Raw genomic sequence first — 15,932 nt, 5'->3', positions numbered from 1 at the left:
GCCTCAGGGCAAGGCCGCGGTCCGGTAGAGGCGCACCCTGAGCCCGCCATGGGCGACCGGCGCGCCCACCGGCAGCCAGGGCAGCCCCGTCGCCTGCGCGAGTTGCCCGTCGGAGGTGATCATCCCCACGCGCCAGCCGGAGAACCGCTCCGCCATCACCTGGCCGAAGGCGCCGTAGAGCGCATAGAGATCCTTCTTCTTCCCGATCCGCGCGCCATAGGGCGGGTTCACGATCACGAGGCCGGGCGGCCCCGCCGGGCGCTCCACGGCAGAGACCGGGACAGGCGCGAACCGGCACAGATCGCCGACCCCCGCCCGCGCGGCATTCTCCGTCGCCATGCCGATCACGTTCACGTTACGGTCGGAGCCGTGGAAGGCGAGATCCGTCCCGGAAGACCGCCAGCCCTCCCTGAGCCGCGCAAGCGCCCCGGCGTCGCAGGGCACCAGATGCTCGAAGGCGAAGCGCCGCGCGCGGCCGGGCATCAGCCCCCGCGCCCATTCCGCCGCCTCGATCACGAACGTGCCCGAACCGCACATCGGATCGAGCACCGACTCCGTGCCGCGATAGCCGCAGGCGCGCAGGAACAGCGCCGCCATCGTCTCCCGCATCGGCGCCTTGCCGACACCCGCCTTGTAGCCGCGCTTGTGCAGCGCCTCGCCGGAGGTATCGACGGAAAGGATCACGGTATCGTCCTCGATCCGCACCTTGAGCACCACCTCCGCCTCGGGTGAGACCGGCGCGCCGAGCTCCTCGGTGATCGCCCGCTCGATCCGCTCCTGCGCGGCGCCCGCGTGATAGATCTTGTTGCGCTTGCCGGTCACGACCTCGACCCGGAACGGCACATCGGGGCGCAGCACCTCCCCCCAGGGGAACTTGCGCGCCCGCTTGTCGAGCTGGGCGAGGTGGAAGGCGCGGAACTCCCCGATCCGCGCCAGAACCCGCGCCGCCCCCCGCAGCGTGAGATTGGCGCGCATGACATCCTCCCAGCTTCCCTGGAAGGTCACGCCGCCGCCGACCGCCACCGGCGCGGGAAACCCCGCCTCCGCGGCCTCCTCGCGCAGACACGGCTCCAGCCCCGGCTGGGTGCCGAGGAAGATCTCGAATGTGGCGGACACTAGGCCCGACCGAGCTTCTTGAGACGGTTCTCGCGCAGGCGGGCGAAATCGTCGCCCGCGTGATAGGACGAGCGCGTGAGCGGCGTCGCGGAGACCATCAGGAAGCCCTTGTTATAGGCCGCCTTCTCATAGGCCCTGAACGCCTCCGGCGTGACGAATTCCGCGACCGCATGGTGTTTCGGCGTCGGCTGGAGATATTGCCCGATGGTCAGGAAGTCGATATCGGCGGCGCGCATGTCGTCCATGACCTGCAACACCTCCGCCCGCTTCTCGCCCAGACCCGCCATCAGGCCCGATTTGGTGAACATCGTCGGATCGAGCTCCTTCACCCGCTGCAACAGCCGCAGGGAATGGAAATAGCGCGCCCCCGGACGCACCTCGTGATAGAGGCCCGGCACGGTCTCGAGATTGTGGTTGAACACGTCGGGCCGCGCCTCGACCACCGTCTCCAGCGCGGAGGGCGCGCATTTCAGGAAATCGGGCGTCAGGATCTCGATCGTGGTTTCGGGGCTGCGCTTGCGGATCGCGCGGATGGTCATGGCGAAATGCTCCGCGCCGCCGTCCTCGAGATCGTCGCGGTCGACCGAGGTGATCACGACATGGTTGAGCCCGAGCTTCTGCACCGCGTCGGCCACCCGCCCCGGTTCGAACACGTCGAGCGCGTCGGGCCGCCCGGTGGCGACGTTGCAGAAGGTGCAGCCGCGGGTGCAGATCTCGCCCATGATCATCATCGTGGCGTGGCCCTGCGACCAGCATTCGCCCGCGTTCGGACAGCCCGCCTCCTCGCAGACCGTGACGAGCTTGTGCTCGCGCATGATCCTGTGGGTGTCCCTGTACCCCTTCGAGGTCGGCGCCTTGACGCGAATCCAGTCGGGTTTCTTCGGCTGGGCGTTGTCGGGACGGTGCGCCTTTTCCGGGTGGCGTTGCTCGGGGATCTTGAGATCGCGCATGACGGAGCCTTTCTCGCTTTGGCTCAGGATATAGGCAACCCGCCCGCAAATGTCTCGCGAAATCCGCGCATTTCGCAGATGCGGCATTTTTCCGGGCCGGCGCATTGAAGGCCGGTTTAGAATCGCTCTAGAGAGACCCCGGCAGAAAGATGCGCCTGGTCCGCATCCGGCGCAGAACCGCAAGGAGTTCAAAGATGAAAGCCGGTTACAAACTTCCCGAAGTGACCTTCCACACCCGTGTCCGCGACGACAGCATCGAGGGGCCCAATCCCTTCCGGTGGGAGGACAAGACGACGTCCGAGTATTTCGCCGGCAAGCGCGTGATCCTGTTCTCCCTCCCCGGCGCCTTCACCCCGACCTGCTCGACCTACCAGCTTCCGGGCTTCGAGAAGGGCTGCGCCGCGTTCCGGGAGCAGGGCATCGACGACATCTACTGCATGTCGGTCAACGACAGCTTCGTCATGAACAAATGGGCGGCCGATCAGGGCCTTGAGAACGTGAAGGTGATCCCGGACGGCTCCGGCGAATTCACCCGCCGCATGGGCATGCTGGTGCGCAAGGACAACCTCGGCTTCGGCCTGCGCTCCTGGCGCTATGCCGCCATCGTCAACGACGGCGTGATAGAGGCGTGGTTCGAGGAGCCCGGCCTGTGCGACAACCACGGCGAAGATCCCTATGGCATCTCCTCGCCGGAAAACCTGATGAAATGGCTCAAGGGCGAAAAGGCCGAAGCCGTCGCCTGAGCGCGCCCCGCTCCGCGAGAAAGGATGACAGGCCCGCGGGGACATCCGCGGGCCTTTTCGCATCCGCAGAAAACCGCCGCCGCGAAAGCCCTCCGCATAGCGGGAATTCCCGCCGCGCATGGCTTCGGACCGGTTGCGGCAGATGCGGCGGGCGGTCGGCCCCGCCCCGCCCTCATCCGCGCCGCCGCGCCTCGGCCAGAAGCTCTTCGCCCGCCTCGCTCAGCAGGTCGCCAAGCGCGGTGAACCATTCCTTCACCTCGGTCGATTGCCGCCGCACCAGCGCGACGGTGCGCGACGGCTCCGGCGCGGTGAATCGCGTGACCGCCATGTCCGGGCTCGCCGCCATCTCCGTGCAGAGCGCGAGCTCGGGCACGAGCGTGAGGCCGAATCCCTGCGCCACCAGCCCGCAGAGCGTGGCGAGCGACGAGGCGCCGAGATCCACCGTCCGGCGCTGCCGCCGCAGCCCGCAGACCTCGAGCGCCTGATCGGCAAGGCAATGGCCCTCCTCGAGCAGGAGCAGCGTGTCGGGCGACAGATCCGTCGGCCGCGGCGTGGTGGTCGCCGCCGCGATCCGGTCCCGCGATCCGGCAAGGAGGAACCGGTCGCGGAACAGCGGACGCGCCGTCAGCCCCTCGGTGTCGTAGGGCAGCGCGATCACCGCCGCGTCGAGATGGCCATGCGCCACGAGCGAGATCAGCTCCGCCGTCTGCGCCTCGCGCACGCGCATGTCGAGATCGAGCGCGGCGGCACGGATCCGCGTCAGCGCCCGCGGCAGCAGATAGGGCGCGATGGTCGGGATCACCCCGAGGGCGAGACGGCCGCGCAGCCCCTTCGACAGCCGGATCTCCGCCTCCAGGTCGCGGGTCATGGCGAGAATCGTGCGCGTCCGCTCGAGCACCACCTGCCCCGCCCGCGTCAGCCTGATGTCGCGCGGCAGCCGTTCGACGAGCTGCGTGCCGAGCGTCGCCTCCATCTCCTTGATCTGCTGCGACAGCGCGGGCTGGGTGACATGGACCCGCTCGGCCGCCGCCGAAAAGCTGCGCGTTTCCGCGAGGGCGAGGAAATAGGTCATTTGCCGGAGTGTGATCATGGGCGCAGTATATCGGAAAAAATGATCCATTAAAGATGTTTTCATAAGGCAACATTATGAACTCCGGCGACAGTCGGGACAGGCGGAAGGGCGTCCGGTCCGGGCGCCCCCTCCTTCGACGTCACGGCTAACCGATGAGGTTGCTGTAGCCCGCCGCCTCGTAATGCGTCCTGAGCCGTTGCAGGGCGATGCGCAGGACGATTTTGCCCGAGCGCGCCGACCATCCCATGCGCTTTTCGGCAAGCGCCATCCCCTCGAGATAGCAGCAGCAGCGCAGCGCCACATCCCCGAGGCCCGGCCCGAGATCCGCGAGGGCGGCGGCGACGCGCGCGGCCGCCGCCTCCGGCCCGGATCCCGCCGGGTCGCAGGCGACCTCTCCCCGTGCGCCGCCGGCGAGGAGGCGGTCCCAGTCCGGCGTCTCCTGCGGGCTCATCTGCGCCAGTTCGAAATCCTCGCGCAGCCGCTCCGCCGCGGCAACGAGCTCGGGCGACAGGAAGGCCGCGCCGCCCTTGTCGCGCAGGCGCGAGAGCACCATGACCGGGCTCTCCGCCACGCTGTAGCGGAGGCGGCGGGCCGTCTCGCTCTCCTCGCCCGCCTCCGGGCCGAAACCCGGCAGGCAGGCGGGGACGGGAAACGCCGCGGGCGCCTCGGAAAAGCCCGCGGGCCGGCGCAGGTCCTCGGCCAGCAGGTCGCGCAGCGCCGCGCGTCCCGCCGCGCTGATCCGGTAGCGCGTGACCCTGCCCCGCGCCTGCGGCACGATCCAGTCCTTGAGCGCCATCGCCTGCGCGACCGGACGGTCCAGCACGGCGATGCGTGTCACCCGCCCGTCGGGAAGGTCGCGCACCACCACCGCCCGGTCCATGTCGCGCGCCACGGCCAGGCAGGCGCCGGATTCGCAGAGGCGGCGCAGGATGCGGCGGGCCTCCCGCGCGATCGTGGCGTCATCGGGCGGGCTGCGGCGGTCGGGCGGGCTGTGTTTCGTCATGACGTCCTTCCTGGATTGGCTGTCGTCGGGGCCGTGCCCCTCCTCGCGCGCCGCGTGCGGCGATCCGGGGCCGGGCGCGAGGCGGCTCAGGCAGGCGAGCGCCTCGTCGACGAGCGGATCGTCGCGTTTCAGTTCCACCTTCCGCACCTGCCGCATCACGGTCGAGGGCGCGCAGCCGCCCTTGCGCGCCAGCGCCCGGATCGTATCCCCGTGTTCCGTATGGGCGAGATATCTCTGCGCATCCTGCGGAACCCATTCCGGGATGCCACCGCCGCCCGTCCGGGTCGGCCCTTTCCAAGTCTCCAACATCTTTCCCCCAACCTCGTTCTGAAGTCTGTTTCTGGTCATTCCGTCTTTCCGGATCCGGTCGTTTCCATTCACAGGAAATCCACAGGATTTCCCCGATATTGTCCCGAATCCAGAAACAACCATGAGTTGCATTTGTTACACAAAGGTTAATCGGCCCCGGTTTCGCCATATTACCTGCCAAAACGTAAACACCCGGCGAAACGACCGCGCGCCCGCCCCCGCCCTGGCGCAACACGCCCCCCGGCCGTGGCATTGTTCGTCCCGAACCGCGACGCCGGTCCCCGCCCCCCCGGCGGCGGACCCCGGATGCGGCAGACCCCGAACAGGAGACCCCCGATGACCGATGTCGCCACCCTTCTCTCGAACCTTCGCCGTCCGCGCCTGCTGATCCGCGCGGCGCGGCTGGGACTGGCCGATTACAACCGCAACCGCGACCTGCTGCGGGTGATGCGCAGCGCCACCGTCCCCTCGCCGCTCCGCGCCGTCTCCGCGCTGATCGAGGAGGAGGCGCGGATCGAGGAGAGCCGGCGCTCCGGCACGGGGGCCTATGACGTGGTGCGCCATGTGGACCTGCTGATCGCGCTGATGGCGGAGGCACGGCTGCTGCCGCCCGCGGGCGCGCCGCGCGCGCCGCTGCGCCGCCCCTCCGCGCCGCCGCCGGACCCCGGCGGGGGGTTTTGCGCGACGATCGCGCTGCGCCGGAGCGGCGAAACCGGAATCCGTCTTGCCTCGCACCGCGCGCGCGCATAAAGGCAGGTCATGACCCAGATTTCCCATGACCGCCTCCTCATCATCGACTTCGGCTCCCAGGTGACGCAGCTGATCGCGCGGCGCCTGCGGGAACTGAATGTCTATTGCGAAATCCACCCCTACCAGAACGTCACCGACGCCTTCCTCGCCGAATTCGCCCCGAAGGCGATCATCTTCTCCGGCGGACCGGATTCGGTGACGCGGGAGGGCTCCCCGCGGCCGCCGCAATCGGCCTACAGACTGGGCGTGCCGATCCTCGGCATCTGCTACGGCCAGCAGGTGATGATGCAGGACCTCGGCGGGCGCGTCGAGGCCGGCGAAAGCCATACCGCCGAATTCGGCCGCGCCTGGGTCGCGCCCACGGAGCGGCACACGGATTTCTTCAACGGCTGGTTCCTCGACGGCACCGGCCGCGAACAGGTCTGGATGAGCCATGGCGACCATGTCGCCGCGCTCGCCCCCGGCTTCGAGGTCTATGGCACCTCGCCGGGTGCGCCCTTTGCGATGACCGCCGATCTCGACCGCCGCTTCTACGCGGTGCAGTTCCATCCCGAGGTGCACCACACCCCGAACGGCAAGACGCTCTACGAGAATTTCGTGCGCCTCGCGGGCTTCACCGGCGACTGGACGATGGGCGCCTATCGCGAGGAGATGATCGCGAAGATCCGCGACCAGGTCGGCGACAAAAAGGTGATCTGTGCGCTGTCGGGCGGCGTGGACAGTTCCGTCACGGGCATCCTGCTGCACGAGGCGATCGGGGACCAGCTGACCTGCGTCTTCGTCGACCACGGGCTGTTGCGGCTCGGAGAGGCGGAACAGGTCGTGCAGATGTTCCGCGAGAATTACAACCTGAACCTCATCCACGCCGACGAGAGCGCGCTGTTCCTCGGCGCGCTCGAGGGCGTGTCGGACCCGGAAACGAAGCGCAAGACCATCGGCAAGCTGTTCATCGACGTGTTCCAGAAATACGCCGACAAGATCGAGGGGGCGGAGTTCCTCGCCCAGGGCACGCTTTACCCGGATGTCATCGAAAGCGTCAGCTTCTCCGGCGGGCCGTCGGTTACGATCAAGTCGCATCACAACGTGGGCGGGCTGCCCGAAAAGATGGGCCTCAAACTGGTCGAGCCGCTGCGCGAGCTGTTCAAGGACGAGGTGCGCGCGCTGGGGCATGAGCTGGGCCTGCCGGCAAGCTTCATCGGCCGCCACCCCTTCCCCGGACCGGGTCTTGCGATCCGCTGCCCCGGTGAGATCACCCGCGACAAGCTCGACATCCTGCGCAAGGCGGACGCGATCTATATCGACCAGATCCGCAAGCACGGGCTCTACGACGAGATCTGGCAGGCCTTCGCCGCCATCCTGCCGATGCGCACCGTGGGCGTGATGGGCGACGGGCGCACCTATGACTATGCGCTGGCGCTGCGCGCCGTGACCAGCGTGGACGGGATGACCGCGGATTACTATCCCTTCACCCACGAGTTCCTGGGCGAGACCTCGACCCGGATCATCAACGAGGTGAAGGGCATCAACCGCGTCTTCTACGACTGCACCTCCAAGCCGCCGGGCACGATCGAGCTCGAGTAAGGCGCGGCCTCCGCAAATTTGCAAGGGCGCATTCCGCCCGCGGAGGCGCCTTTCCGCTTCCCCGCCGGAAACGCCGCCGGGTAAAGGAGACCGACCGGTGAGGAGGAGCATACGGTGGCCAAGATCGTTCTGACAGGAACCCTGTCCTGCGCGCCCGACGAGGTGGAGGGCGTGCTCGCCCTCCTGCCCGACCACATCCGCCAGAGCCGCGCAGAGCCCGGCTGCCTCGATTTCGAGCTCTGGCAGGACGAGCTGACGCCCACGGAATTCCACGTCTCCGAGGTGTTCCGCGACGAGGCCGCCTTCGAGGCGCATCAGGAGCGCATGCGCGGCTCCGACTGGGGCCGGGTCACCGCCCATATGCGCCGCGATTTCCGGACCTCCACCGCATGAGCACGCCGCAGAGCCATCCGCTGCGCGCCGCCCTCTGGATGGCCGGCTCCATCACCGGCTTTTCCGCCATGGCCGTCGCCGGGCGCAAGCTCACCGGACAGTTCGACACGTTCGAGATCCTCGCCTACCGCTCCTTCTTCGGCCTCGTGGTCGTGCTCGGCGTCGCCACCGCGCAGGGGCGGCTCGCGGAATGCCGTCCGCGCGCCCTGCCGCTGCACCTGGGGCGCAACCTGGGGCATTTCTTCGCCCAGAACCTCTGGCTCTACGCCCTGCCGCTGATCCCGCTGGCGCAGCTCTTCGCGCTCGAATTCTCCTATCCGATCCTCGTCGGCCTCGGCGCGACGCTGTTCCTCGGGGAACGCATGACGCCGCTGCGCGCGCTGACGTCGCTCATGGGCTTCGCCGGCATCCTCCTCGTCGCCCGGCCCTTCGGCGCGAGCGGTTTTTCCGCGGGCCTCCTCGCCGCGACGGCCTGCGCCTTCGGCTTCGCGGCCTCGGCGCTGTTCACCAAGAAGCTCACCCTCACCGCCCATGTCTCCATCCTCTCGATCATGTTCTGGATGACCTTCATGCAGCTCTGGATGGGGATCGCCTGCGCGCTTGCGGACGGCTCCGCGCGGCTGCTGACGCCTGCGGCCCTGCCCTGGGCCGTGCTCATCGCGCTCGCCGGGCTCGGCGCGCATTTCTGCCTGTCGAACGCCCTCAGCCTCGCCCCCGCCTCGGTCGTGACGCCGATGGACTTCCTGCGCCTCCCGCTCATCGGGGTGATCGGCATGGTCTTCTACGGCGAGGCGCCCGATCCGGCGGTCTTCCTCGGCGCGGCGGTGATCCTTGCCGCGATCTACCTCAACATCCGCGGCGAAAGCCGCGCCGCCCGCGCCCGCGCGGCCACATGACGAGCCCGCTCTGCGACACAAAAGCCACGGCCCGCGCCGGGCAATGACGCCGCGTCAGAATTGCTTGAGAATTGGGGCACGCTTAGGCTTTATGGACGACAAGTGCACATAACGGCACATCAAAAAATCACGACGATCTGTTAGGATAACGGGCCCGGTGCTCGTTCAGGGATGGAGATCATGAAAAACACGACTTTTCTGACCGCGGTCTTCGCGGTCGGCGCCACCGGCGCCTTCGCAGGCGGCATGGACCGCTCGGGCCAGTCGATCGGAGCAATCTTCCAGACAGGCACCTATGTCGAGCTGAGCTTCGGCTCCGTGACCCCGGATGTCTCCGGCAACATCGGCGGGGCGACCTTTTCCGACAACATGGCCGACAACTACACCCAGATCGGCGCCGCCTATAAGCGCGACCTGACCGACCAGCTCTCCATGGCGATCATCCTCGACCAGCCGTTCGGCGCGGATGTCGACTACCGCGATGCCGACGCGACCTATCCGTTGGTCGGTGCGACGGCGACGGTGGACACGGTCGGGGTCACCGCGCTCCTGCGCTACAAGTTCAACGACCGGTTCTCCGTCCACGGCGGCGTGCGCAACCTCACCTCCGAGGGCGAGGTATCGCTGCCGGGCTTCCCGATCCCCGGCGGCTATTCCATGGAAACCTCGACCGAGAACGACTGGTCCTGGCTCGCCGGCGTCGCCTACGAGATCCCGGAGATCGCGCTCCGCGCGGCGCTCACCTACAATTCCGAGACGACGATCGACTTCGACATCGACGAAAGCACGCCGGGCGTCTTCGGCGACACCTCCTCCAACATGGAGGTGACCATGCCGCAATCGGTGAATTTCGATTTCCAGACCGGCATCGCCCCCGACACGCTCCTGATGTTCTCCGTCCGCTGGGCCGAATGGACCGAAACGGTGATCGCGCCGAACGACTACGGGACGCTCGTCAGGCAGAACCTGGTCGATCACAACGGCGACACGACCTCCTACAGCCTCGGCCTCGGCCGCCGGTTCAACGACAAATGGTCGGGCTCCGTCGCGATCGGCTACGAGGACGGCACCGGCGGCCTCTCCGGCAACCTCGCGCCGCGGGACGGCTACACCTCCCTCACCGTCGGCGCGCAATACCAGATCACCGAACAGACCGCGATCTCGGGCGGGATGAGCTATATCTGGATCGGCGATGCGGAAACCGGGATCGGCGCGGAATTCGAGGACAACGACGCCTTCGGCGTGGGTCTCAAGATCGCGCATCGCTTCTGACCGAGCCGACCGGCCCGACAGGTCCACCGGACAAGGCCCCGCCCCCCGCGGGGCCTTTTTCATGGGCGGCATCAAAAACCGTGATCCGCCTTTGCACAAAATCCGGTTTGCCTCCCGACGCGGCACAGGCGATTTTGACCAAAAGGCAAAGGACACACCATGGCGCCGCAGAAGACCATCTCCCCCGCCGCCTGGGCCGGGCTGTTCGCCATGGGGCTGCTCTGGGGCGGGTCCTTTCTCGCCGTCGCCTTCCTGATCCGGGAACTGCCGGTCTACTGGGTGGTCGCCGCCCGCGTCAGCCTCGCCGCCCTCATCCTCTGGGGCTACGTGCTCCTCGCGCGGCTTCCGCTGCCGCCGCTGCGCCGCTCTCTCTGGCGCTTCGTCGTGACCGGCTGCCTCACCTCGGCGCTGCCCTTCCTGCTGATCACATGGGCGCAGCACCGCATCCCTTCCGGGCTCGCAGGGATCCTCAACGCCTCCACCGCGCTCTTCGGGGTGGTGTTCGCGGCGCTCGTCTTTGCCGACGAGCGCCTCGGCCTGCGCAAGCTCGCGGGCGTCTGCCTCGGCCTTCTCGGCATCGTCACGGTGATCGGCCCCGGCGCGCTGCGCGCCCTCGACCTGACCTCGCTGAGCCAGCTCGCGATGATCGCGGCGACCATGTCCTACGGGCTGTCGAACGCGCTCGGGCGGCTCCTGCTGTCGGAGCTGCGCCCCGAGGTCGCGGCGGCGGGGATGCTTTCCGGCGCCGCGCTCTGCGCCCTGCCGGTCGCCTTCGCCCTCTCCGGTCCGCCGCCGCTTGCGCTGCTGCCGGCCACATGGGTCGCGCTCGTCTATCTCGCGGTGGTCGCCACCGGCTTCACCTATCTCATCTATTACCGCGTGCTGCGCGCCGCCGGCGCGGGCAACACCTCCCTCACCACCCTGATCGTCGCGCCCGTCTCCATCGCCCTGGGGGCGCTCGTGCTGGGCGAAAGCCTCCCGCCGCGCGCCTATGCGGGCTTCGCGCTCATCGCGCTCGGCCTCCTGACGCTCGACGGGCGGATTCTTCGCCTCCTCGCGGCGCGGAGGCCGGCTTAGCCCTTGCCAAGCCCCGCGCAGGCGTGGCACGAGAAGGGCCGTGTTTGGCGAGGGAGCGACATGATCTACCACACCGGCGACGACTGGCGCGGCTGCACCGCCCGACGCCTCATTCTCTTCGGCATGTCGGGACTGGGGAAGACCCATGTCTCCAACATGTTGCGCGCCACCGGCCAGTGGTATCACTATTCGATCGACTACCGGATCGGCACGCGCTATCTCGGCGAGGCGATCGACGACAACCTCAAGAAGGTCGCGATGCGCGAGCCCTTCCTGCGCGACCAGTTCCTGTCGGACAGCATCTACATCAAGTCGAACATCACCTTCGACAATCTCGCCCCCGTGTCGCATTTCCTGGGCAAGCCGGGCGATCCGGCGAAGGGCGGCATCCCGATCGAGGAGTTCCGCCGCCGCCAGGCGCTGTTCCGCGAGGCGGAGGTGGCCGCGCTCCTCGACACCGGCCATTTCATCGACCGCGCCGAAGAGCTTTACGGCTATCCGCATTTCGTCTGCGACACCGGTGGCTCCATCTGTGAATGGGTCGCACCGGAGGATCCGGCGGACCCGGTCCTGACCGCCCTCTCCGCGCGCGCGCTGCTCGTCTGGATCAAGGGTTCGGAGGCGCATACCGAGGAGCTGGTGCGCCGCTTCGACCGCGCGCCCAAGCCGATGGCCTACCAGCCCGAATTCCTCGACGCGATCTGGAACGAATACCTGGCGCAAAAGGGCGTCGCCGGGACCGCGGTCGATCCCGACGACTTCATCCGCTACACCTATGCCCGCGCGCTCGCCCACCGCCAGCCGCGCTATCGCGCCATGGCCGACGGCTGGGGCGTCACCATCCGCGCCGAGGACGTCGCCGCCGCGACCACGCCCGAGGCCTTCTGCGACCTCGTCGCCTGCGCGCTTGATACCAGGGCGGCAAGCTCGTAAATCTGCATCCCACCCTCCAGGAAAGAGAGCCTCCATGCCGATCACCCTGCCCGAAACCCTTCCCGCCTATGACGTGCTCTCCGCCGAGGGCGTCATGGTCATGGGCGAGGGGCGCGCGGCGCGGCAGGACATCCGGCAGATCCGGATCGGCCTTCTGAACCTGATGCCGAAGAAGATCCAGACGGAGACGCAATTCGCCCGGCTGATCGGCGCGACCCCGCTCCAGATCGACTTCCATCTCATCCGCATGACCGAGCACCAGACGAAGAACACCGCCGCCGCGCATATGGAGCAGTTCTACCGCCCCTTTGCGGAAGTGAAGGCCTCGGGCGAGAAATTCGACGGGCTCATCATCACCGGGGCGCCGATCGAACATCTGCCCTACGAGGCGGTGACCTATTGGGAGGAGATGAAGGAGGTCTTCGACTGGACCCAGACCCATGTCCATTCCACCTTCGGCGTCTGCTGGGGCGGGATGGCGATGATCTATCATTTCCACGGCGTCGGGAAACACATCCTGCCGGAGAAGGCCTTTGGCCTCTTCCGCCAGAACAACCTCGCCCCGGCCTCGCCCTACCTGCGCGGCTTCTCCGACGAATGCTGGATCCCGGTGAGCCGCTGGACGGAGATGCGCCAGACCGAGATCGACGCGGTGCCGGGCCTCGTGCCGCTGCTCGGTTCGGACACGACCGGCCCCTGCCTCGTGCAGGATCCCGGCCATCGCGCGCTCTATATCTTCAACCATTTCGAATATGACACGGGCATCCTCGACGAGGAATACCGGCGCGACCTGGCGGCGGGAAAGCCGATCGCGCCGCCGGTGAACTATTATCCGAACAACGATCCGGCCCTGCGCCCCTCGAACCGCTGGCGGTCGCATGCGCATCTGCTCTATGGCAACTGGATCAACGAGATCTACCAGACCACGCCCTTCGAGCTCGACAGGATCGGGGAGTAGATCCCCCTCCTCCGGGCCTCCCCGGCGCAGCGACCGTCACGCCCGGCCATGCGCCGCGCGCCTCCCGCGACGGACCGGCTGCCGCGCCGAGTTGCATGTGGCGCGCCATGGCGCCATAGTGTTAAGCGCGTTAACAACAGGTTTGCGACCATGACCGAACGGCCCTTCGACGGCGCGATCACCCGCTATTACGAGGACGAAGCGCCCGCCTCCATCCGCGAGGCGGTGGCCGAGGGCAGCAAGCGCGACATCCTCTCCCCCTCCTTTCCCTACGACAAATGGATGAAGAAGGACGCCTACGAGGCGGAGATGGCGGCGCTGCAACGCGAACTCGTGAAGATGCTCGCGGATGTGCGCGCGACCGGCAAGCGCGTCGTCGTCGTCTTCGAGGGCCGCGACGCCTCGGGCAAGGGCGGCACGATCAAGCGCTTTCGCGAGAACCTCAACCCGCGCTCGGCGCGCATCGTGGCGCTGGCGAAGCCGACCGAGCGCGAGGCCGGTCAATGGTATTTCCAGCGCTATATCGACCACCTGCCGACGGCGGGCGAGATCGTGCTCTTCGACCGCTCCTGGTACAATCGCGGCGTGGTCGAGAAGGTCTTCGGCTTCTGCACCGACGCGCAGCGGGAGAAATTCTTTCACCAGCTCCCGGAATTCGAGGAAATGCTCGTCTCCGAAGGCATCCACCTCTTCAAGATCTGGCTCAATGTCGGCCGCGCCGAGCAATTGCGCCGCTTCCTCGCCCGCGAAGGCGACCCGCTCAAGCAATGGAAGCTCTCGGCCATCGACGTCGAGGGCCTGCACAAGTGGGACGACTACACACGGGCGATCTCCGAGACGATGGAGCGCAGCCATACGCTGATCGCGCCCTGGACCGTGATCCGCGCCGATGACAAGTATCGCGCGCGGCTCAACGCGATCCGCGCGGTGCTCCGCGGGATCGACTACCGGGGCAGGATCTCCGGCGTGCTGGGGGAGATCGACGACAGCATCGTCGACGGGCCGCGGATCCTCGTCACCGGCGACAGGGACGAGTGAGCGCGGCAGGGATGGCGAAACGCGGCTATCACCACGGCAATCTCAAGCAGGCGCTCGTCGAGGCGGCCCTCGTGCTGATCGAGGAGAAGGGGCCGACGGGCTTCTCCCTCTCCGAGGCGGCGAAATCGGCGGGCGTGACGCCGGCGGCGGTCTACCGCCATTTCGAGGGGCGCGAGGACCTGATCGCGGAGATCGCGCGGCAGGGCTACGAGGTCTTCGCCGACCTGCTCGACTATGCCTTCGACACCGGACAGCCCTCGGCGCTCGCCGCCTTCGAGGCGACGGGACGCGCCTATCTCGCCTTCGCGCGCCGATACCCCGGCCATTACGTCGCGATGTTCGAAAGCGGCATCTCGATCCAGCGCACGCCGGAGCTGCACGCGGTCGCGACCCGCGCCCTCGGCGTGCTGGAACGCGCGGCCGAGAAGCTGTCGGAACATATTCCCCCCGACCGCCGGCCGCCGCCGCAGATGTTCGCGGCCCATGTCTGGGCGATGAGCCACGGTGTCGTGGAACTCTTCGCGCGCGGCTCTCCGGGGACGCGCTCGCCCTTCCCGCCCGAGGATCTCCTGGAAAGCGGGATCGGGATCTACCTGCGCGGACTGGGGCTTCTGCCGCCGGATGCGTGAGGGCGGAGGGGCCGGACAGGGGGCGCTGCCCCCTCTGGCGCGTGCCGCGCCATTCACCCCCGAGATATTTCCGAGCAGATGAAGGGCGCGGAGGCGGCGGGCTCAGCGCGGGAAGACGACGAGCGCGCCGGGCGACCAGCTGATCCGCGCGCGGGTGCCGACGTCGAGCACGTCGCGGCCGAAGAGGTTGCGCATCGACAGCCGCACCGGCCTGTCCACCCCGTCGAAGGTCACGTCGTAATAGGTCATGTCGCCGTAATAGACGACCTCCTCCACCGTGGCGGACGCCTCGCGATGGGTCGCGGTCTGGCCTTCGTAGAGGATGGTGAGGGTTTCCGGGCGAAAGCCGACGGTCGCCTCGCCCTCGGGGAAGCCCTCGGGACACTGGTCGGCGGTGACCTCGGCCTCGCCGAGGCCCTCGACCGCGACCATCCTCGTTCCGCCGGTCTGCGTGCAGGTGGCGGGCAGGAAGTTCATCACCCCGATGAAATCCGCGACCCGCTTCGTCTTCGGGCGGCGGTAGAGGATTTCCGGGTCGTCGCATTGCGCGATCTCGCCCTCGAACATCACCGCGATGCGGTCCGACATCACCAGCGCCTCCTCCTGGTCGTGGGTGACGAGGATGAAGGTGATGCCCACCTCGCGCTGGAGCTTGATCAGCTCCACCTGCATCTGTTCGCGCATCTTGCGGTCGAGCGCGGAGAGCGGTTCGTCGAGCAGCAGCACCTTCGGCTTCAGCACGAGCGCGCGGGCGAGCGCGACGCGCTGGCGCTGGCCGCCGGAGAGCGCATGGGCGGCGCGGTGGCCGTAGCCGGTGAGGCCGACCATGTCGAGCGCCTGCTCGACCGCCCGCGCCTTCTCCGCCTTCGGCATGTCGCGCTTGCGCAGGCCGAAGCCGACGTTCTGCGCGACGGTCAGGTGCGGGAAGATGGCGTAGGACTGGAACACCATGTTCGTGGGGCGCTTGTTCGCCGGGACGCCGCGCATGTCGCGCCCGGAGATCATCACCGCGCCGCTGTCGTAGTCCTCGAAGCCGGCGATGGTGCGCAGCAGCGTGGTCTTGCCGCAGCCCGACGGCCCGAGCAGGGAGAAGAACTCGCCCGTCCCGATCTCGAGGTCGATGCCGCGCAGGGCGTGATAGTCGCCGTAATGCTTCTGCACGTTCCGCAGCGTGATGAGTGCCGGTCCGGCCGGCCGTTTCTTGATCGTCAT

Annotated in this window: 16 protein-coding genes; 11 read left to right on the top strand and 5 right to left on the bottom strand. The window is 67.9% G+C overall.

Going from position 1 to position 15,932, the window contains the following annotated elements:
- Positions 1–3: 3 nt before the first annotated feature.
- Together P73_RS11265 and lipA are read right to left on the bottom strand one after the other, a co-directional pair.
- Complete coding sequence (locus P73_RS11265; protein WP_043869624.1) at positions 4–1,116, bottom strand: THUMP domain-containing class I SAM-dependent RNA methyltransferase; 1,113 nt, start codon at positions 1,114–1,116, stop codon at positions 4–6.
- Entirely contained in the window at positions 1,116–2,066 is a 951-nt protein-coding gene (gene lipA, locus P73_RS11260) for a lipoyl synthase (protein WP_043869623.1), read from the bottom strand. The genes P73_RS11265 and lipA overlap by 1 nt, the downstream gene beginning before the upstream one ends.
- A 194-nt stretch (positions 2,067–2,260) precedes the next feature.
- Between lipA and P73_RS11255 the strand changes: the two genes are divergently transcribed.
- A complete protein-coding gene (locus P73_RS11255; RefSeq protein ID WP_043869622.1) occupies positions 2,261–2,809 on the top strand; it encodes a peroxiredoxin in 549 nt (182 codons plus the stop codon).
- A 172-nt stretch (positions 2,810–2,981) separates the two neighbouring features.
- Here the strand turns inward: P73_RS11255 and P73_RS11250 are convergent, their stop codons facing one another.
- Both P73_RS11250 and P73_RS11245 read right to left on the bottom strand, forming a co-directional pair.
- A complete protein-coding gene (locus P73_RS11250; protein WP_043871641.1) occupies positions 2,982–3,899 on the bottom strand; it encodes a hydrogen peroxide-inducible genes activator in 918 nt (305 codons plus the stop codon).
- 127 nt (positions 3,900–4,026) lie between these two features.
- Entirely contained in the window at positions 4,027–5,193 is a 1,167-nt protein-coding gene (locus tag P73_RS11245) for a DUF6456 domain-containing protein (protein WP_052453566.1), read from the bottom strand.
- 336 nt (positions 5,194–5,529) lie between these two features.
- On the opposite strand from P73_RS11245, the gene P73_RS11240 reads away from it, so the two are divergent.
- From P73_RS11240 to P73_RS11195, 10 genes are all read left to right on the top strand, one after another.
- Positions 5,530–5,943, top strand: coding sequence for a DUF6477 family protein (locus P73_RS11240; protein WP_074743198.1), 414 nt, complete (start codon positions 5,530–5,532; stop codon positions 5,941–5,943).
- A 9-nt stretch (positions 5,944–5,952) separates the two neighbouring features.
- Positions 5,953–7,524, top strand: a complete 1,572-nt coding sequence (gene guaA, locus P73_RS11235) for a glutamine-hydrolyzing GMP synthase (protein WP_043869621.1) — start codon at positions 5,953–5,955, stop codon at positions 7,522–7,524.
- A 114-nt stretch (positions 7,525–7,638) separates the two neighbouring features.
- A complete protein-coding gene (locus P73_RS11230) occupies positions 7,639–7,917 on the top strand; it encodes a putative quinol monooxygenase (protein ID WP_043869620.1) in 279 nt (92 codons plus the stop codon).
- Complete coding sequence (locus P73_RS11225; protein WP_043869619.1) at positions 7,914–8,813, top strand: DMT family transporter; 900 nt, start codon at positions 7,914–7,916, stop codon at positions 8,811–8,813. The genes P73_RS11230 and P73_RS11225 overlap by 4 nt, the downstream gene beginning before the upstream one ends.
- Before the next feature lie 180 nt (positions 8,814–8,993).
- Positions 8,994–10,085, top strand: coding sequence for an OmpP1/FadL family transporter (locus tag P73_RS11220; RefSeq protein WP_043871638.1), 1,092 nt, complete (start codon positions 8,994–8,996; stop codon positions 10,083–10,085).
- A 159-nt stretch (positions 10,086–10,244) separates the two neighbouring features.
- On the top strand, positions 10,245–11,162 hold the full coding sequence (locus P73_RS11215) for a DMT family transporter (protein ID WP_043869618.1): 918 nt from the start codon (positions 10,245–10,247) through the stop codon (positions 11,160–11,162).
- Between the two features lie 60 nt (positions 11,163–11,222).
- Entirely contained in the window at positions 11,223–12,095 is an 873-nt protein-coding gene (locus tag P73_RS11210) for a hypothetical protein (RefSeq protein ID WP_043869617.1), read from the top strand.
- A 34-nt stretch (positions 12,096–12,129) separates the two neighbouring features.
- On the top strand, positions 12,130–13,053 hold the full coding sequence (locus P73_RS11205; protein WP_043869616.1) for a homoserine O-succinyltransferase: 924 nt from the start codon (positions 12,130–12,132) through the stop codon (positions 13,051–13,053).
- 150 nt (positions 13,054–13,203) lie between these two features.
- Positions 13,204–14,091, top strand: a complete 888-nt coding sequence (gene ppk2, locus P73_RS11200; RefSeq protein WP_043869615.1) for a polyphosphate kinase 2 — start codon at positions 13,204–13,206, stop codon at positions 14,089–14,091.
- 11 nt (positions 14,092–14,102) lie between these two features.
- Positions 14,103–14,720, top strand: a complete 618-nt coding sequence (locus P73_RS11195; protein WP_043869614.1) for a TetR/AcrR family transcriptional regulator — start codon at positions 14,103–14,105, stop codon at positions 14,718–14,720.
- Between the two features lie 102 nt (positions 14,721–14,822).
- On the opposite strand, the gene P73_RS11190 is transcribed toward P73_RS11195, so the two are convergent.
- Entirely contained in the window at positions 14,823–15,932 is a 1,110-nt protein-coding gene (locus tag P73_RS11190) for an ABC transporter ATP-binding protein (RefSeq protein WP_043869613.1), read from the bottom strand.

The organism is Celeribacter indicus (assembly GCF_000819565.1).
GTDB classification, from domain to species: domain Bacteria; phylum Pseudomonadota; class Alphaproteobacteria; order Rhodobacterales; family Rhodobacteraceae; genus Celeribacter; species Celeribacter indicus.
Note: the sequence above shows the minus strand (reverse complement) of the source record. Positions and strands in the feature narration are given on the sequence as shown.